Source organism: Stenotrophomonas sp. C9D9 (genome assembly GCF_056491205.1).
Genome location: NZ_JBSZIF010000007.1, coordinates 35214 through 53281, shown reverse-complemented (window position 1 = coordinate 53281; position 18068 = coordinate 35214). Strand labels below are relative to the sequence as shown.

Below are 18068 nucleotides of genomic sequence, written 5' to 3'. Positions count from 1 at the left end.
GGGCCGCAAAGGCGGACAGTCTAGCTCCGCTTTCCCCGCCCGTGCACCCCCTTGCCAGCCACGGGGCCGCCGGAAAAAACCATGCTGGGACGTACGTTTAGGTGTGGGGTAGTGCCGGCCGCTGGCCGGCAACCATTGTGTTTGGACCGATGGGTAGTGCCGGCCGCTGGCCGGCAGCCCCTGCGCGCAGGCGGGTATGGACGATGCCGGCCAGCGGCCGGCCGTCCTGTTACGCGTCCAGCGCCTGCCGCAGCGGGGCCAGGAAGGCCCGGGCGCGCTGCGCGGCCTCTTCCGCCGAGCCCGCTTCGGCCAGCGCCGCCACCAGCGCGCTGCCCACCACCACGCCGTCGGCCTGGCGGGCCATGGCCGCGGCACTGTCGGCATCCTTGATGCCGAAGCCCGCCACCACCGGCACCGACGCACGCGCGCGCAACGCCTGCAGGCGGGCACTGGCGGCATCGCTGTCCAGGCGCTCGGACGCGCCTGTGACACCGGCAAAGCTGACGTAGTAGAGGTAGCCACGGGCCAACGCCAGCAGCTTGTCAGCGCGCGCCTCGCTGGTGGTCGGCGACACCAGCAGCACCAGCGCCAGGCCGGCTGCGTCGAACGCCTGCAGGGCCTCGCCCGCTTCTTCCGGCGGCAGGTCGACCAGCAGCACGCCGTCCACGCCGGCGTCCACGGCGGCCTTGGCGAAGGCCGCGTAGCCGTGGATCTCCACCGGGTTCAAGTAGCCCATCAGCACCACCGGAGTCTGCGCATCGCGCTCGCGGAACTGCGCCACGGCCTGCAGCACGTAGCGGCTGCCAGCACCGCGCGCCAGCGCGCGCTCGGAGCTGCGCTGGATGGTCGGGCCATCGGCCATCGGGTCGGAGAACGGCACGCCCAGTTCGATCACGTCGGCGCCGGCATCGACCAGTGCGTGCATGACCGGCACGGTGGCTTCCAGCGAGGGATCACCGGCCGTGACGAAGGGGATCAGCGCCTTGCGCTGCTGTTCGCGCAGACGCTGGAAACAGGCATCGAGTCGGGATACGGACATTTCAGGCACATCCTTCAATCAGTTCAATCGCATCGCTGGTTCCCCAGTACATCTGGGTGACCCTTCCTTCAAACAGTTCCACGCGGATACCCAGGTCCGAACCCGGGTCCTGCCAGGTGAGGTACTCGCCCTGGTCACCGTCGTAGGCATGCGGGCTGGATACCGGCGGCTTCGGGAACTGGGCCATGGCCTGGGCGCGGGTCATGCCGACACGCAGGCCGAACGGACCGGGCTGCTGGGTCGGCGCCCCGCTCTCCGGATCCAGGCCGAGATCGAAACGGACGACGCGATCTTCATCGGTCATCATCGACACGCCGGGCGGTAGCCCCTTGCCGTCGTAGTACTCGCAACTGCCGCCGATGGCTTCGACCGCCCCTTGCGCGGTCCACGGCCCGAGTGCCTTCAGATCGGTCATATGCTGGCCGATCAGCACCTCGCCGGCATGGTCCAGCGCCACCGAGACCACCGCGGGCGCGCCATCGCTGTCCGTATCTTCCATGGACGGCGGATCGACAATCGGCGCACGCGCCATCGGGTCGAGGTCATCGTTGGCGGCCGGCTGCTGTGCCGGCTGCGTGGTGGCCTTGGCGGCCGGTGCCAGCACCGGCGGCTCCGGCGGCTGGCATGCGGCCAACCCCAGCGCCAGCAGCAGCACGCCACTGTTGCGCAGCAGCGCGCTCACAGCACCAGCCCTTCGCGCGCGGCGATGGTATGCACGTCCTTGTCGCCACGGCCGGACAGATTGCACAGCACGATCTGGTCACGCGGACGCTCACGCGCCAGCTTGATCGCCTGTGCCAGCGCATGGCTGGACTCCAGCGCCGGCAGGATGCCCTCGGTATGCGCCAGCAGGTGGAAGGCCTGCAGCGCTTCTTCATCGGTGATGCCGAGGTAGCGTGCACGGCCGGTGTCGGCCAGGAATGCGTGCTCGGGGCCGACGCCCGGATAGTCCAGGCCGGCCGACACCGAATGGGTCTCGATGATCTGGCCGTCGTCGTCGCACAGCACATAGGTGCGGTTGCCATGCAGCACGCCGGGACGACCGGCGGCGATCGACGCGGCGTGGCGGCCGGTGCTGATGCCATCACCTGCGGCTTCGGCGCCGACGATCTCGACCTGGCGATCGTTGAGGAAGGCATGGAACAGGCCGATGGCATTGCTGCCGCCGCCGACGCAGGCGGTGATCGCATCGGGCAGGCGGCCGTACTCGGCCAGCATCTGCTCGCGTGCCTCGCGGCCGACGATGGCATTGAAGTCGCGCACCATGCGCGGATAGGGATCCGGGCCGGCGACCGTACCGATGATGTAGAAGGTGTCCTGCACATTGGTCACCCAGTCGCGCATCGCTTCGTTGAGCGCGTCCTTCAGGGTGGCCGAGCCGGAGGTGACCGGCACCACCGTCGCGCCGAGCAGCTTCATGCGGTAGACGTTGATCTTCTGCCGCTCGATGTCGGTGGCACCCATGTACACCACGCATTCCAGGCCCAGCCGCGCGGCAACGGTGGCGCTGGCCACGCCGTGCTGGCCGGCACCAGTCTCGGCGATGATGCGCTTCTTGCCCATCCGCGCCGCCAGCAGCGCCTGGCCGATGGTGTTGTTGATCTTGTGCGCGCCGGTGTGGTTCAGGTCTTCGCGCTTGAGCAGGATCTGCGCGCCGCCGACATGGTCGCTCAGGCGCTGGGCGTGGTAGATCGGGCTCGGCCGGCCCACGTAATGGGCCAGGTCGCGATCGTAGGCGGCCTGGAATGCCGGGTCCTGGCGGGCCTGGTCATAGGCCTGGGCCAGTTCCTGCAGCGGGCCGACCAGGGTTTCGGCAACGAAGCTGCCGCCGTAGCGGCCGAAATGGCCCTGGGCATCCGGGAAGGCGTGGTAGTCGGCAATGGGGGAGGCAGACATGGAAGCGACCGCTGGTTCGAGACAGGTGGATACTCTAGCGCACGGGTCGTGACCGGAAAATGGATATTATCTGGCGCATATCGTCAGGAAATCTCACATGAGCCATTCCCTGCTGCCACCGCTCAATGCGCTGCGCGCGTTCGAGGCCACCGCCCGCCTGGGCGGGGTTGGCCGCGCCGCGCAGGACCTGCACGTCACCCACGGTGCGGTCAGCCGCCAGCTGAAGCTATTGGAAGACCACCTCGGCCTGGCGCTGTTCCAGCGTGCCGGTCGCGGCCTGCGCCTGACCGCTGCGGGCACGCGCCTGCAGGCCGCGTGCAGCGAGGCCTTCAGCGGCATCGAAGACTGCGTGCGCGAACTGCGGCGGCCGGCGGCGGCTCCGGCGCTGGTGCTGGGTTGCAGCGGCAGCGTGCTGGCGCGCTGGATGATCCCGCGCCTGCCTGCGCTGCAGGCCGCCCTGCCCGGCGTACGCCTGCAGTGGTCGGCGCTGGATGGCAGCTTCACCGAGGCGCAGGCCGCACTGGATGCGGTGCTGCTGCTGGCGCAGGGGCCGTGGCCCCGGGGCTGGCAGGTGCGTGAGCTGGCGCCGGAACGGGTCGGCGTGGTGGTGGCCCCCTCGCATCCGGCCGCGCAGCGCCTGCGGCATGTACCGCCCTCGGCGCTGCTGCAGGAGACGCTGCTGCACACCAGTTCACGGCCGCAGGCGTGGCCGGCGTGGGCGCAGGCACACGCTCTGGACACCTCGAAGCTGCAGCTGGGCACTGCCTTCGAGCATCTGTACTACCTGCTGGAGGCAGCAGTGGCCGGGCTGGGCCCGGCGATCGCACCCGAGCCGCTGGTGGCCGAGGACCTGGCCGCCGGGCGACTGGTCGCGCCGTGGGGGTTTGCCGCCACCGGTGGTTTCTGGGTGCTGGCGCGACCGGACGGACCGGCCGATGCGCGCGTGGATGCGCTGGCCGACTGGCTGGGCCAGCAACTCCGTTGACAACAAAAAGGGGACGGAGGGGATTAAGTCGCAAGTGGCACAAACGACTTAATTCCCTCCGTCCCCTTTTTTCAGCTGGCGGTCGGTGTGGCCAGGCGCTGCTGCAGGTCTTCGCGCAGGCGCGACAGCTCGACTTCGGCCTGCTGCCGCTGCTGCATGCCTTCGCGATGGATGCTGCGCACTTCCTCGACCGTGGCGATCAACTGGTCGTGCACGTGGCGCAGCGTGGCCACGTCGATCACGCCGCGCTGGTTGCTGCGCGCGGTATCCACCGAGGCCTGGCGCAGCAGATCGGCATTGCGGCGCATCAGCTCGTTGGTGGCATCGTCGATGGCGGTGGACAGCTCGACCGCGGCCTTCTGCTCACCCAGCGAAAGCTGGATCGCGAACTGGCGCTTCCACGACGGGATGGTGATCTCGCGCACCGTGTTGAACTTCTCGATCAGCTGCAGCGCATTGGCCTGGATCAGGCGGATCATCGGCAGCGACTGATCGGCCGCATGCTGCATCAGCTGCAGGTCGGACACGCGCTTTTCGATCAGGCGGATCGCGTTGTCGACTTCGCCCTGGCGGATGCGCTGCTGCGGATCCTCGCTGCCCTGCCCGGCCTGCTGCTCGGCCTGCAGTTCGGCCAGGCGCTGCTTGCCGGCGGCAGCATACAGGCCCAGCGCATGGCGTTCTTCGCGGACGATGTCATGCATGCGGTCGAACTCGCCCACGCGCTTGCCCATCAACGCCTGCTGCACACCGACATCGCCCAGCAGCTGCTCGATCTGCGCGTTGGTGTCGCTGAACTTCTGCACCAGCTCACCCTTGGATACGCGCAGGCGGTCGATCAGGCCACCGATCACCGGCACCTTCGACCGCTGGGCGAAGCCGTCCAGCTTCAGGCTGCGCGCGATGCGCACCACTTCGCCCAGTTTCTCGCCACTGGCATCCAGGTCACGATTGCGCACCTGGTCGAGCAACTGGCTGGAGAACGCTGCGGTGCGCGTGGCCGCTTCGCGACCGAACACCTGCAGGTTGCCCGGGCGCAGGTCATCCAGCTCCAGACGGATCTCGGCGATGCGCGGCAGATCCTCGCGGACCAGGCCGAGCGCCTGCAATGCGCCGTCATCGAGCGGAGTGGCGGTGGTCGTGCCGGGCACGAGGGCACCGGGGGTCTGGCTGTCCTGGGTCATCGGGCAGTCTCCTTGCAGTTGGGTAAGCGGCAGCGGCGGCCGGCTCAAGGCAGTCTAGCCTGAGCCGCCGCGACCTCGTCATCGATCTGTGCGTGCAGCGTGGCGGCCTTCGCCGCCAGTGTGGCGCCGGCCGCGGCCTGGCCCGCCACGGCGGCCTGCCGCCAGGCCGGCAGCAGGACGTCATGGATGCGCGCGAAGCGTTGCAGCAGCACGTTGTCCTGGTCCTGCAGCAGCTGCCACTGGCCGGCCTCGAGACGGCGCAGCATGGCCAGCCGGCGCAGATGATCGAGCCGTTGCGACAGCGCGGCCTGGCCGGCGATATCCAGCGACGCCAGCCGCGCCGCAGCCAGCTCGACCCAGGCGTCCAGTGCCGTGGCTGCCTCTGAATGCTCGATGATGGCCCTGGCCCGCCGCTGCAGGTGCTGCTGCAGGTGCTGGGCCTGCTCGCGCGCCTGCAGGGCCAGCACGCCCAGCTGCGACTGCAGCGCACGTCCCTCCGCCTCGCGATCGACATCGCGCCCCAGCAGGCGGCCCCACCAGCCCTCCTGCTGCCGGATCTGCGCCGGGTTGGCGGCCTGCAGGGCCAGCGCGATGCGTGCCAGTGCGGCCACCAGGCCGTCGCCCGCACCCGGCGGCAACGGTGTTTCGCGCCGCGCCAGTGCCTGCAGCAACGGCGCACCATAGTTGGCCAGCACGGCGACATCGGCCGTGTCCGGCAAGCTCGGTGGCGGCAGTGGCGCCTGCGTGGTCACGGCAGCGGCGGCGGCTTCGGTGTCGTTGCCGGAATCTCCTCGCTGTCGTCCGGCGGCAACGACTCGCCATAGAAGTGGCGCATCAGGGCTTCATCCAGCGCGCGCTCCTCCGGCGTCGTGGCACGGCGCACACGCGCTCGCTGCGCCACCGCACTGTTCGGCACGCCACGCTCGACCTGCTGCCGCGCCCAGCCGGCGAACGCGGCCAGGGTCTGCGACACCTGTGCCTGCTGCGCCTGCGATGCCGCCAACAATTCCACCAATGGCGCCAGGCCCGCCTGCAGGTCGTCGGCCAGGACCGTGGCCGGCACACTGGGGGCCGCCACGACCGGCTCCGGCGCTGCGGCGGCGGGACGTGTCTCAGAAAGGCGATGCAGGGCCTCCAGCAATGCCGACCACGGTGCCGGGTCGGCAACGGCAATTGCTTCCGGCGCCGGCGGTGGCAGCTGCAGGGCGGTGGCGATGTCGGCCAGCTGCGCGACCACGCGCCCGCCGACATCGCTGTCGTCAGCACCCATGGCCTTGTTGCGCAGGAAATCGCGCTTGATCTGCGTCCAGCGCTGCGCCTGCGTGTCGTCCAGCACGCCGCGCAGCTCGGCCAGCTTCAACAGGTTTTCTTCGGCACCAGTGGTCAGCAGCTGTGCCTCGCCCAGGTAGTGGTCGGAGATCAGCTGCTGCAGCTCGTCCTCGTTCATCACCGGCGAGATTTTCTCGGCCAGCTTGTTCATGTTGCGGTAGCTGCCCTGCAGCCGGAACGGCGGCTCGGTACGGTAGCGATCGTCCTGTGCGGCACTGGCGATGTACTGCTGGTTGACCCGGTAGACCACGTCGCGCACGCGCAGCATGCGCTGCAGGGTGGCGGTGATCTCGTTGATCTCCGCGCTGCTGTAGGCGTGGCTGAGGCCGTTGGTCGAGACCTCCTTGCCCATCGCACGGTCGACCAGTACGTACAGGTCAGCCATGTCGCGCGTGGCCAGCGGCGCCAGCACCGGGTTGGAGGTCAGGCTGTTCTCGATGTAGCTGAGGGTAAAGGCCGCCTCCATGCCACCGAGCACATCACCGAGGTTGTAGATGTCGGCACGGTTGGCCAGCATGTCGGGAATCTTGAACACCTCGCCGGACTCGGTGTACGGGTTGCCAGCCATCACCACGCAGAACTTCTTGCCGCGCATGTCGTAGGTGCGGGTGCGGCCGCGCCACACGCCCTCGATACGGCGGGTGCCATCGCACAGCGAGATGAACTTCTGCAGGAACTCGGGATGGGTGTGCTGGATGTCGTCCACATACAGCATGGTGTTGTTGCCCATTTCCAGCGCGAGGTTGAGCTTCTCCAGCTCCTGCCGCGAGGTCGCGTCCGGCGCCTGGGCCGGGTCCAGCGAGCGCACCTCGTGACCCAGCGCCGGGCCGTTGATCTTCATGAAGACCAGGCCCAGGCGGTGCGCCACGTATTCCATCAGCGTGGTCTTGCCGTAGCCCGGCGGCGAAATCATCATCAGCAGGCCCATCAGGTCGCTGCGCTTGTTCTCGCCGACCGTGCCCATCTGCTTGGCCAGGTTGTCACCGATCACGCCCAGGTAGACATCGTTGATCAGCTTGTTGCGCACGAACGAGGACAGCGGCCGTGCCTTGAACTCGGAAAGCCGCAGGGTCTCGCGCTCGCGCCCGATGATGCCCTGGCGCAGCGCCTGGTAGGCGTGGAACGCCGGCACGAAATGACGCAGGTGCTGCGTCAGGCGCTCCAGGAAATCATCCAGCGATACCACCAGCGTGCCGTTGCTGATGCGTGCGTGTTCACCCAGCAGGCCATTGACCTCCGCCTGCAACGCGGCGTCGCTGGCACGGGTACGCAGCTGGCGCTGCACCAGCAGCAGTGCCGCAGCCTCGTCGACGTAGCCGGCATGCAGGGCATGCGCCGGCATCCGCGCCAGCGCCCGCAGCCACTGCCCGGCCAGCGCCCAGCGCGTGGCCAGCGGATCCTGGCTGCGCTGCAGGGCGCGTTCGACCGCCTCGCGCTGCCCGGCCTGTTCCAGCTGCTGCGCCAGCGCATCCAGCAGCGCTAGCGCATGGCGACTGCTGCTGAACACCGGCTCGCCGGTCGCCAGCTCTTCGCCCAGATAGGCGGCCGCGGCCTCTGCGGCATCGGCATCGAACGGCAACGCGTGGGATTGCGCATACGCCAGCAGTGCCTCGGCCATTTCCGCACGCAACGCCAGTCGCCCTTCGTCGGACCCCAGCAGGCGTGCCAGCGCTTCGGCACCCATCTGCCGGCCCGGCCATTGCGCCACCGCTTCGCGCCGCTGCTCGGCGGCCCAGAACAGCAGTGCCAGCGCACGCACCCGCGGTGCATGGCGCAGGCTGCCGGCCGCCTGCTGCAAGGGCAGCAATGCACGCAGGATCAGCGCGGCATCATGGTCATGGATGCCGCGCTCGTAGCCTTCGCGGTAGCGCGGTGCGGCGAACGCACGCACGCGCTGGTCCAGTGCTTCGGGCGTGGCGACGTCGTGCTGCAGCGTGGCCAGGTCAAGGCCGTCGCTCCCCTCCTGCGCGGCCATCAGCAGGCTGCCGGTCAGATACTCACCGCGATACAACGCAGGTGATTCCGAGTCCAGGGTGACCGGCCAGAACGGCTTCAGCGCATCCAGCTCCGGATCGTGCAGGGTCTCCAGGAAGTCGGTGCCGGTCAGATGGATCGCCAGCGTGTCACCACGCGGCAGCAGGGTCAGGTCCAGCGCCTGGGTGTTGACGCTGAAGCGATGGCGCGGCCCCAGCCGCACCACGTTGCCGCCCGCTTCGTACAGATCACTGCGGTCGCGCAGCTGGCGTACCGCCTGGTCACGCACGCCCTTCAGGCGCGCCTCGATGTCGTCGGCCTTGACGTTGTCATGCAGCGCGCGCAGGCGTTCGGCCAGCTCACGCAGCTTGAGGATCAGCGGATCGCCGGCAAAGAACGCATTGAGCTCATCGGCGGTGGCGAAGCGCTCGGTGCGCTTGGCGAGGCCATCGAGGATGCGGTTGGCCGCATCCAGCACCGAACGTGCCTTGCGCTGGCGATCATCCAGCAGTGCCTGCTTGTGCGTTTCGAAGGCTTCCACCAGCTCTTCGCGCTTGCTCAGGATGTCGCCAAGGAACTGCTCGTGTTCGCCGAACTGGCTCTCCAGCTCCTCCAGCTGCACCAGCAGGCGCGACAGCTGCTCGTCGGCGCGTTCCGGATCGGTGGCCAGCGCCAGCGCGCTGGTGATCGACTGCGAGAACAGCGCGAACTGCGCGGCGAACTGCGCCACGGCCTCGGCCGAACCCAGCGACCGGCGACGCTGATCAGCACGCGCACGGGCCTGGTTGAGGCGGCCGTACAGCACCGAGATCGACTCGACCACGCGGGTGCGGGCGGTGGCATCGTCCACCTTCAGGCCGGCCATCAGCTCGGACAACATGTCCAGGTCGGCTGCCATGCCACGCAGCCCCTCCAGCTGCTCGTCCAGCTGGCGGGCACTCTGTGCCTGCTGGGCTGCTTCATCCAGCGCCTGCAGGCGCGAGGTCAGCGGCGCCAGCGCGGCTTCGTCCGCAAGGAACTCGCCAGTGGCGGCGCCGACGCGGTCCTGCGCTTCTACCAGCTCGGCCGCCATCACTTCGATGCGCGCGGTGTCGATGTAGCGCAGCTCACGGATGGTCAGCAGCCGTCCACGCAATGCGGTGATCGCATTGAGCGCCTCGACGAAGGCCTGCACCTCGTTCCAGTTCTGCGGCTGCAGCCGCCCCAGCAGCGCCTTGTGCGCGGCCTCGGCCTCGACCATCGCCTGCGCCGACTGCTGGCGGATCGACTGCACCTTCTCGTATTCGTCCAGCACCGATTCGCCGGTGGCGCTGATCTGCCGCAGCAGCGCCTCGGCGCCATCGCAGGCCGCGTCGCCCAGCCAGTGGTGGGCATCGAACAGGCGCCGGGTGTCGGCCACCAGGCGCTGGTAGCGCTGCACCGACACGTCCTGGCCTTCGATCTCGCGCGCCAGGTTGAACAGGTTGGAAATGCCGCGCACCAGCTCGGCGTTGCCGATGCGGCCCATGAAGGTGTTGCCGGGCGGTCGGCTGGCTGCAAACTCGTCACTGCTGAACGGGGTCTGCCAGACCTGCATCGGATGGATGCGGGTCGGTTCGCTGCCTTCGGCATGGAACAGCACCATGCGCCCGTCCTGCATCAAGGCGTAGCCATGGCCGAACACCGGGTTCTGCAGCACGCGCTGGATGGTGTTGTAGACGAACAGCGCCGAGCGTCCGCCTTCGCGCTCGTAGAAGATGTACAGCACGTCCTCGCCGTTCGGCGAACGGATGCTGCGCTTGAACTGCATGCCGGCCATCGAGGCGTCGAATGCCTTGTGCTCGCCGCCCTGCAGGTAATACCCACCCGGGAAGATCACGCCGTGGTCTTCGGGCAGCTGCACGCAGGCCTGCACGATCGCATCGTTGCGCACGATGCCGCCGGTCAGCGTGTTGTAGATCAGGCCGCGCCACTCCGTCTCGCGGTACGGCAGCACCTTCAGCAGCACCAGCGAGCCGACCCGGGCGAATTCGAACTGGGCGTCGTCCAGCGACTGCGTGCTGTCCTCCACCGGTTCGCTGTAGATGCCCTGCCCGGTCTCGGTATTGTTCTCGACCTTGATGGTGAGGTCGCCGCCGGTGGTCTCCACGAACAGGGTGTCGAGGATGTTCAGGTGCGAATGGCGTCCATTGACTGCCAGGTCGCGGGTCGCCCTGGTCCATTCGAAGTCGAACGGCGGCGGCAGTGCGATATCGCGCTCGCCGCGCGCATCCAGATAGGTCAGTTCGCCATCGCGCGACAGCGCCCAGCGGAACACGCGCACGTCGCTGCTGCGCTCGCCGATCTGGAACGAGGCCAGCAGCTTGTCGCCCACCACGATCAGCTGCAGCAGGCGTGCGTGCTTGTAGTACGCGTACAGCTCATTGAAGTCGTGCACGAAGCCGGGCTGGTCGAGGAAGCTGCCCTTCAGCTCCAGCGCGGCCACGTCGTAGCCGTCGCTGCCCTGCACCAGCCGGTACAGGCCGAACACGTCCTCGATGCGGGTCTGGGTCTTCAGCCCGATGAACACGTTGTAGCCGAACAGCAGGCGGTCCGGGCCGACCTGCACGATGTCACGGCCGACGCAGTTGTTCTCGCTGCGGATGCGGAAGCGCCCGACCACCTCCAGGCGGCTGTCGCCGAACTCGGCCAGGCGCTGGCGGTTGAGCGTCTCGGCCAGGCCCTGCAGGCGCTGGCCCTGCTCGGCCAGGCGGCGGCGCAGGACTTCGTAGGCGCCGCCCTGGGCAACGGCCTGGTCGACGGTGGTGCCGCCGGCCTCCGGTGCAGTGGATTCGGCGGACGGATGGGTATCAGACATCAGCAGGCTTCCGGCTCACGGGCGGACGGCCGCGGTTGCGGCCGGCGCGGGCGGGCGATGGCCGCAGCAGCCATCGCCCGATGCATCAACGGGCGCTGTCGACCACGGTGGCCGACACGGTCGGCACCGCTTCGGCATCCTCGGCGATCTGGCGCGGTGCCGGTTCGGCCACGGCCACGCCCAGGTAGCGCTGCATCAGCTCCTGCACGATCGGGCTCTTGCCGGCGAAGCCTTCGATCGACTTGCCCAGCGACACCGCCTTGACCAGGTTCTCGAACATGCCGCCGTCGCCACCGACCAGGTCGATGTCGGCGTTGCGCAGCGCGCTGGCGATGACATTGGCGTTCTCGCGCGAGACTTCCTTGCCGGCTTCGATCGAGGCCAGCGCCTGCTTCAGGCTGTTGTCCAGCATCATGCGGAACTCTTCGTGGCCACGCGCCTGGTCGCTCAGCGAGGCGATGGCTTCGAACTTGCGCACCAGGCCCTCGGCCTCGGCCAGCAGCTTCTTCTGCACCACGCCGGCTTCGGCGTTGCCCAGCGATTCGGTGGCGGTGGCACGGGCCAGGCCCATCTTCTCCTCACCCTGCGCCTGCGCCTGCAGGGTCTCGGCCAGCACGCGGGCTTCGTTGCTGCCCTGCTTCAGGCTGGCTTCGGCCTTGGCTTCGATCACGCGGGCCTCGGCGATGCCGACCTTCTCGATGGCCAGTGCCGAAGCTTCACGCACCTGCGCTTCGGCCAGGCCAGGAGCGGCCTGTTCGGCGCGCAGCGCGTCGGCCAGCAGGCGCTTGGCTTCGGCCTGTTTGCCGGCTGCTTCGTGCTCGGCCTGGGCCAGCGTGGTCAGTTCCACCGCACGATGCTTGGAGGCGGTTTCGCGCGCCTGCGCTTCCTTCACTTCGCGCACCAGCGATTCCTGCGCCTTGGCTTCGGCTTCCAGGATCAGCACCTGCTTCTGGCGGTCGGCCTCGGAGACCTCACGCACTTCCTTGATGCGCTCTTCTTCCTGCGCCACGGTCTTGTCGATGGAGATGCGTTCGCGGGTAATGTTGGCCACGTCCATCTTGCCCTGCTCGACCACCTTGTCGCGCTCCACGCCCTGCAACTGCACTTCGCGGTCGGTGGTGACCTGCTCCAGCTGGCGTGCACGCTCCACGCGCTCGGCCTCGATGGCCACGGCACGCTGGCGGTTCTGCTCGGCCACTTCCACTTCGCGCAGACGGTTCTGGTCGCGGATCTCGATCAGCTGCTGTGCTTCGATGCGGGCATTCTCGGACAGCTGGCGCTGCTCTTCCTGCACCTTGGCGGTCTCGGCCTCCTCGCGCGCGCGGATGGTCTCGATCTCGCGCTTCTGGCGTGCTTCGGCTTCGGCCTGCTGGCGTTCCAGCGCCAGCAGCGCTTCACGCGCTTCCACGTTCTTCTTGGTGATGGCGAGCTTCTCGTTCTGCTCCAGCTCGTTGGTCACCACGTTCTGCGCGGCGGTCAGCTCGGTGATCTTGCGGATGCCCTGCGCGTCGAGGATGTTGAACTGGTCCAGCAGCGACTTCGGGGTCTGCTCCAGGTAATCGATCGCCACGTCTTCCAGCACATAGCCGTTGAGGTCGTTGCCGATCACCGCGATGATCTCGTCGCGGAACTCCTGGCGCTTCTCGAACAGTTCGGTGAAGTCGAACTTCTTGCCGACCGTCTTCAGCGCTTCGGAGAACTTGGCGTTGAACAGCTCATCGACGGCATGCTTGTCCGACGCACGGTCGGCACCGATGGCCTTGGCCACGCGCAGCACATCGGCCTGGGTCTCGTTCACCCGCAGGTAGAAGGCCACGGCGATGTCGGCACGCATGTTGTCGCGGCAGATCAGGCCTTCCTTGCCGCGGCGGTCGATCTGCAGGGTGATCAGGCTGATCCGCATCAGCTCGGCGCGGTACAGCACCGGGATGATCAGCGCACCGGTGAAGTGCACCTTGGGCGTGGAGCTCATGTCGTTGACGATCAGGGCCACGCCCTGGTCGACCTTGCGATAGAAGGCCTTGAACAGCCCGGCCACGCCCAGCAGCAGGACGAGCAGGCCGCCGGCGACGGCCAGGATCGGTAAGAGGGATGCCAACGTCATTGATGATTCTCCTTGTTGCCCGGAAGCAGGTTGTCCTGGAAATCGAGGGCGATCGCATCGGCGCGGACCACCCGGTAAAAGTGTTGTTCGGCCATGTGCTCGACCAGCACGATGCGCTCGCCACGCTGCAGTTCGATGTCGCTGCGGATCTGCAGCACCAGCCCGGCGCCGCCATCATCGACAGTGGCATGACCGCTGCGTGCGTCCACCTTCGGCGATGCGACCACGCCGATCCGGCCCAGCAGCGATGCCTGCGGCACCGGACGCAGACGCAGCAGGAAGCGCCGGACCGGGCGCAGGATCAGCGCGGTGACCGGTACCGCAGGCAGCGGTGCCAGCACCGCCACGAGCGTACCCAGGCCCCAGCGCAGCAGGTCCGGCAGCGGCAGCAGTACGAACAGATGGATGAAATAGGTGATGAGCCAGCCGAACAGGCCCAGCAGGGTGACCACCACCATGATCGGGACGCCGCCCAGGCCCCAGCGCGCCAGCATGGCCGACAGGCCACTGAGGTCGGTCCCCGTCTCGAGCGCGCCATCGGCGCCGAGATCGCCAAAACCGTCATCGACCAGGCCGAACGCCGCAACCGCCCAATACATCACCGACACCAACAGCAGAATGCTGTACGGCAGCGTCGGGTAACCGAGTACGACGGTGAGAAACTCCTGCATCGCTTGCCTTCCTGGGCTATGGGCGGCGGCCGCCCGTTCGGGGCGCGCCGAGCGCGTCCCGTCGATCCCCGCGCCAGCCCTCATGGCAGGCGCGCTTGGGACCATCCTATGTGAAGAATGCGTGCAGGCTCAAATCGGGGCGCTGATCAGGGTAAATAGTGACGCGAATCACTCGAGAACCGTGCAATCGGCGCGGCGCACTTCCTCGACGAAGGTGCGCATCTTGTAGCCGTCCTTGATGCCCGGCTCCAGTTCGATGCCGCTGGAGACATCCACGCCCCACGGCAGGGTGGCCAGCACCGCGTCGTAGACGTTTTCCGGGTTCAGGCCACCGGCCAGCAGGAACGGGCGATGCAGGCCGGTCGGGATCCGGCCCCAGTCGAAGGCCACGCCGGTGCCGCCACCGCCGCCCGGCGCATGACTGTCGAACAGGAAGCCGGCGGCGCTGGGATAGCGCAGCTGCAGGGTGCGGGCGTTGATCTCTTCACGCCCGCCCATGGCGATCGCCTTCAGGTACGGCATGTTGAAGCTGCGGCAGAAGCTCTCGTCTTCCTCGCCATGGAACTGCAGCAGGGTCGGTCGTACCGTGCGCAGCACCTCGCGCACCTCTTCCTTGCTGTTGTTGCGGAACAGCGCCACCACGTCGACCATCGGCGCGATCGCCTGGCGCATCGCGCGTGCCTCGGCCGGGGCGACCCGGCGGCTGCTTTCACGGGCGAAGATGAAACCCACCGCGTCCACACCCAGTTCACCGGCCAGGCGGACGTCGCCGGCCCGGGTCATGCCACAGAACTTGATGCGCGTGCGGTAGTAGGAGCGGCTCATAGCGTGACCTCGGCGGGCAGATGCCAGTTGTCGGGGTACAGGGGCCCAAGGAACACCAGGCCCTGCGGCGGTGCGGTGGGACCGGCTACGGTGCGATCGCGCCCGGCCAGCAGTTCGGCGATCCATTCCACCGGTTTTTCGCCGCTGCCCACCAGGATCAGCGATCCGACGATATTGCGGACCATGTGATGAAGGAATGCATTGCCCTGCACGGCGACCTCGATCACCTCGCCCTGGCGGCTGACCTGCAGTGACTGCAGTTCACGCCGTGCATGCAGCGCCTGGCACTGCACCGAGCGGAACGCACTGAAGTCGTTCTCGCCGAGCAGGGCCTGGCCGGCGGCATGCATCAGGGTCTCGTCCAGCGCCCGGCGCTCCCAGCTGAGGGTCTGCCGCTGCAGCGCCGGCCGCACTTCGCGGTTGAGCAGGCGGTAGCGGTAGCGGCGCGCACGCGCCGAGAAGCGGGCGTGGAAATCATCGGCCACCGGCACGCACCAGCGCACCGCGATCGAGCGCGGCAGGCGGGTGGTGGTGCCCAGCATCCAGGCGCGCGGATCGCGCACCACGTCGGTATCGAAGTGGACGACCTGGCATTGGCCATGCACACCGGCATCGGTGCGACCGGCACAGACCACCTGCAGCGGCGCATCGGCCACCGACGACAGGGCCTGCTCAAGGCTGGCCTGCACGCTGGGGCCGCCCTCGCCCAGGTTCTGCCAGCCCCTGAAATCGCTGCCGTCGTATTCGACGCCAAGCGCGTAACGCATGTGCTACCTCGATGTTGCGGGTGGGGCGGCGCTCAGGCCGGATCGCGTTCGGACCAGACTGCCAGTTCGTTGCCACCGGGCTCGACGAACTGGAAGCGGCTGCCGCCAGGGAAAGAGAACACCGGCCGCACGACCTCACCGCCAGCGTTGCGCACCGCCGCTTCGATCGGCGCCAGCTGGTCGGCATACAGGACCAGCAGCGGCGCACCGCTGTCGCTGGCCCGTTGCGGCTGGCCGCGGAAGAAGCCGCCCTGCAGGCGGCCATCGTCGAAGGCGGTGTAGTCGCTGCCATAGTCGACGAACGACCAGCCGAACACCTTTTCGAAGAAGGCGCGGCTGGCGGCCGGGTCACTGGAGGCGAATTCAACGTAGTCGATGCGGCGCTCGCGGCTCATGGCACGGTCCTTGTCGGCGGGTTCGGTCACGGCAGGCGGGCCAGCAGTTCGCGAGCCTGGGCCTGGCAATGCAGGTCGCCGCCCTCGGCCACTTCCTGCAGCAAGGTACGGGCGGTCTGGGCATCGCCCAGATCGAGGTAGGCGATGGCCAGCTCCAGGCGCTCCTGCCCGGCACGCGGCGCCCAGCCGGCATCGCTGGCCGGTGCCGCGGCGTGTTCGTCGTGCGCGGCCGTGGCCAGCGCGTCGTGTGGCGCGCCGCTGGAATCGCCGTTGTCATGGTGATCGGCCGGCAGGTCGAACACGCCGCGGAACTGCGGCTGCTGTTCGGCGTGCAGCGCGTAGTCCGGCACTGCGATCTCGTCAGGGACTGCCTGCGCGACCGGCTCATCCTGCACAGCTTCCGGCACAGGGGTGTCCTGCGTAGTCACTGGCTCGTCCCAGCGCGGCAGGTCGGTCACGGCCTCGGGCAGCTGCACCACTTCGTCATCGCGCAGCGTCTGCGCCTGCCAGTCAGCCTGGGCGGCGACGTCGGCGACCGGTCCGGCAGCCACGTCATCCTGCACCTCGGTTTCGCTCGCCCAGGCCGGCATCGCCGGCTCCTGGCGGCCACTGTCGGACACCGCCGTCGACCACGAAGACTGCTCGGCCAGCGTATCCAGCGCCGCGCCCGCCGGTACCGCAGCGGCCAGGCCTGCGGCATCGCCTTCCTCGCGCAGCGGCGGCAGTGGCGACGGCTTGCGACGACGCAGCAGCCAGGCCGCGCCGGCCGCCAGCAACATCACCGGCAGACCCAGCCAGTACCACGGCGTGGCCGCATCGCGGGCATCCGGTGCCTGCGCCAGGCGCTGCTGCGCGGCGGCCAGGTCGTTGTCCTTCATCGCGATCAGCGACTGCTGCTGTTCCTTGAGTTTTTCCAGGTCGGCCACGCGCTGCTTCAGCTCGCCGATCTCGGCATCGCGGGTCGCGATGTCCTCGCGTGCCTGGCGCAGTTGTTCGTTGCCCAGCATGTCACCCTCGCTGCCGGCTCCAGTGCCGGTGGTTGTGCCCGCGTGCGCGGCGTCGGAGGCCAGCGCCGGAGCGATTTCAAGTCGTGCCCCATTGGCCGCAGCCGGGGAAGAAGCGTTCGTGGTTGCCGCCGTGGCGACCGGGGCCACGGTACCCGCCGGTTGCGGCACGGTGCGTGCCTGCCGCCACTGTGCGGCATGCTCACGCACCAGCGCTGCGGCCTCGGCGGCATCGACCGCCGCCAGTGCATCGCTGCCGGGCATGCGCAGCACGGCGCCCTGCTTGAGCAGGTTGACGTTGCCGCGGATGAAGGCCTCCGGGTTGGCGCGCAGCAGCGCAATCATTGCGCGGTCGCGGCTGACCTGGTTGCCGCGGGCCACCGCGCTGGCGATCTGCGACAGGGTCTGCCCACGCTGGACGGTGACGCTGCCATCGGCTGCCGGCGCGGCAGCGGGTGCGGCCACTGCACGCGGGCGAGCCGGTGCGGGTGCCGGCGTGGCGGCGGTGGACGGTGCAGGCGCGCTCGCGCTCTCCGCAGCGGCGGGCGCCGGGGCGGCCTCACGGGCGATGGTGTTGGAGAGCGTGCCTGCGGGTGCAACGATTTCCGGCTCGGCCACGGCCACTGCGCTGGACGGTGCATCGACCAGCGCCGAGTACTCGCGCACCAGGCGGCCCTGGCCCCAGTCGGCCTCGATCAGGAAGCTGAGCGACGGGGTCTCGACCGGCGTCTGCGAGGTTACCCGCACCACCGCCCTGCCCTGCGCATTGCGGGTCAGTTCGAACTGCAGTTCGCCGACCAGCCCGGTCGGCCGCTGCAGGCCGACGCGCTCGAAGGTGACCGGTGAGGCCAACGCGACACGCAGGTTCTCCAGCTCGGACGGATCGGCGGAGACCACCGGGATTTCGGCCAACAGGGGCTGGCCCGGCTTGGACAGGACACGGATGTCGCCCAGACCCAGGGCAAGCGCCGAACTACTGGCCAGGGCCAGCAGCGCGGTGGAAAGATAGAGGAGCGGGCGCTTTGCGCCCCTGGCCCGTTTATTCATGGGCGACACTATAAA

At 68.6% G+C, this 18068-nt stretch carries 13 protein-coding genes; 1 reads left to right on the top strand and 12 read right to left on the bottom strand.

Annotated features, from left to right (window positions below):
* Positions 1-229: 229 nt before the first annotated feature.
* The 3 genes from trpA to trpB are packed head-to-tail and all read right to left on the bottom strand — an operon-like array spanning position 230 to position 2935.
* Entirely contained in the window at positions 230-1039 is an 810-nt protein-coding gene (gene trpA, locus ACXI0D_RS21125; RefSeq protein WP_479643124.1) for a tryptophan synthase subunit alpha, read from the bottom strand.
* Between the two features lies 1 nt (position 1040).
* Positions 1041-1721 (bottom strand): hypothetical protein, encoded by a 681-nt coding sequence (locus ACXI0D_RS21120; RefSeq protein ID WP_014037961.1) that lies wholly within the window; start codon positions 1719-1721, stop codon positions 1041-1043.
* Positions 1718-2935 carry a tryptophan synthase subunit beta gene (trpB, locus tag ACXI0D_RS21115; RefSeq protein ID WP_014647880.1) on the bottom strand — a complete coding sequence of 406 codons (1218 nt, stop codon included), beginning with the start codon at positions 2933-2935 and terminating at the stop codon, positions 1718-1720. The genes ACXI0D_RS21120 and trpB overlap by 4 nt, the downstream gene beginning before the upstream one ends.
* Before the next feature lie 97 nt (positions 2936-3032).
* On the opposite strand from trpB, the gene ACXI0D_RS21110 reads away from it, so the two are divergent.
* Positions 3033-3920: a LysR family transcriptional regulator gene (locus ACXI0D_RS21110; protein ID WP_479643123.1), complete on the top strand. Its 888-nt coding sequence runs from the start codon at positions 3033-3035 to the stop codon at positions 3918-3920.
* A gap of 71 nt (positions 3921-3991) precedes the next feature.
* On the opposite strand, the gene ACXI0D_RS21105 is transcribed toward ACXI0D_RS21110, so the two are convergent.
* The 9 genes from ACXI0D_RS21105 to ACXI0D_RS21065 form a co-directional block, all read right to left on the bottom strand.
* Complete coding sequence (locus tag ACXI0D_RS21105) at positions 3992-5101, bottom strand: toxic anion resistance protein (RefSeq protein WP_049445566.1); 1110 nt, start codon at positions 5099-5101, stop codon at positions 3992-3994.
* Positions 5102-5145: 44 nt separating this feature from the next.
* Positions 5146-5853 (bottom strand): hypothetical protein, encoded by a 708-nt coding sequence (locus tag ACXI0D_RS21100; protein WP_119006568.1) that lies wholly within the window; start codon positions 5851-5853, stop codon positions 5146-5148.
* Positions 5850-11240: a DNA repair ATPase gene (locus ACXI0D_RS21095; protein WP_479643122.1), complete on the bottom strand. Its 5391-nt coding sequence runs from the start codon at positions 11238-11240 to the stop codon at positions 5850-5852. The genes ACXI0D_RS21100 and ACXI0D_RS21095 overlap by 4 nt, the downstream gene beginning before the upstream one ends.
* A gap of 85 nt (positions 11241-11325) precedes the next feature.
* A complete protein-coding gene (locus ACXI0D_RS21090) occupies positions 11326-13344 on the bottom strand; it encodes a hypothetical protein (RefSeq protein ID WP_075677095.1) in 2019 nt (672 codons plus the stop codon).
* Positions 13341-14015, bottom strand: coding sequence for a DUF1449 family protein (locus ACXI0D_RS21085; RefSeq protein ID WP_049445573.1), 675 nt, complete (start codon positions 14013-14015; stop codon positions 13341-13343). The genes ACXI0D_RS21090 and ACXI0D_RS21085 overlap by 4 nt, the downstream gene beginning before the upstream one ends.
* 168 nt (positions 14016-14183) lie before the next feature.
* A complete protein-coding gene (locus ACXI0D_RS21080) occupies positions 14184-14840 on the bottom strand; it encodes a phosphoribosylanthranilate isomerase (protein ID WP_014037969.1) in 657 nt (218 codons plus the stop codon).
* A complete protein-coding gene (gene truA / locus ACXI0D_RS21075) occupies positions 14837-15607 on the bottom strand; it encodes a tRNA pseudouridine(38-40) synthase TruA (protein WP_014037970.1) in 771 nt (256 codons plus the stop codon). The genes ACXI0D_RS21080 and truA overlap by 4 nt, the downstream gene beginning before the upstream one ends.
* Before the next feature lie 32 nt (positions 15608-15639).
* Positions 15640-16002, bottom strand: coding sequence for a VOC family protein (locus ACXI0D_RS21070; protein WP_075677367.1), 363 nt, complete (start codon positions 16000-16002; stop codon positions 15640-15642).
* Between the two features lie 26 nt (positions 16003-16028).
* Positions 16029-18053, bottom strand: a complete 2025-nt coding sequence (locus ACXI0D_RS21065; protein ID WP_479643121.1) for a motility hub landmark protein FimV — start codon at positions 18051-18053, stop codon at positions 16029-16031.
* Positions 18054-18068 lie beyond the last annotated feature (15 nt).

Coding starts and splice junctions, on each gene's coding strand:
- trpA (WP_479643124.1), bottom strand. CDS start 1,039: ATGTCCGTATCCCGACTCGATGCCTGTTTCCAGCGTCTGCGCGAACAG.
- trpB (WP_014647880.1), bottom strand. CDS start 2,935: ATGTCTGCCTCCCCCATTGCCGACTACCACGCCTTCCCGGATGCCCAG.
- ACXI0D_RS21110 (WP_479643123.1), top strand. CDS start 3,033: ATGAGCCATTCCCTGCTGCCACCGCTCAATGCGCTGCGCGCGTTCGAG.
- ACXI0D_RS21105 (WP_049445566.1), bottom strand. CDS start 5,101: ATGACCCAGGACAGCCAGACCCCCGGTGCCCTCGTGCCCGGCACGACC.
- ACXI0D_RS21095 (WP_479643122.1), bottom strand. CDS start 11,240: ATGTCTGATACCCATCCGTCCGCCGAATCCACTGCACCGGAGGCCGGC.
- ACXI0D_RS21090 (WP_075677095.1), bottom strand. CDS start 13,344: ATGACGTTGGCATCCCTCTTACCGATCCTGGCCGTCGCCGGCGGCCTG.
- ACXI0D_RS21085 (WP_049445573.1), bottom strand. CDS start 14,015: ATGCAGGAGTTTCTCACCGTCGTACTCGGTTACCCGACGCTGCCGTAC.
- ACXI0D_RS21080 (WP_014037969.1), bottom strand. CDS start 14,840: ATGAGCCGCTCCTACTACCGCACGCGCATCAAGTTCTGTGGCATGACC.
- truA (WP_014037970.1), bottom strand. CDS start 15,607: ATGCGTTACGCGCTTGGCGTCGAATACGACGGCAGCGATTTCAGGGGC.
- ACXI0D_RS21070 (WP_075677367.1), bottom strand. CDS start 16,002: ATGAGCCGCGAGCGCCGCATCGACTACGTTGAATTCGCCTCCAGTGAC.
- ACXI0D_RS21065 (WP_479643121.1), bottom strand. CDS start 18,053: ATGAATAAACGGGCCAGGGGCGCAAAGCGCCCGCTCCTCTATCTTTCC.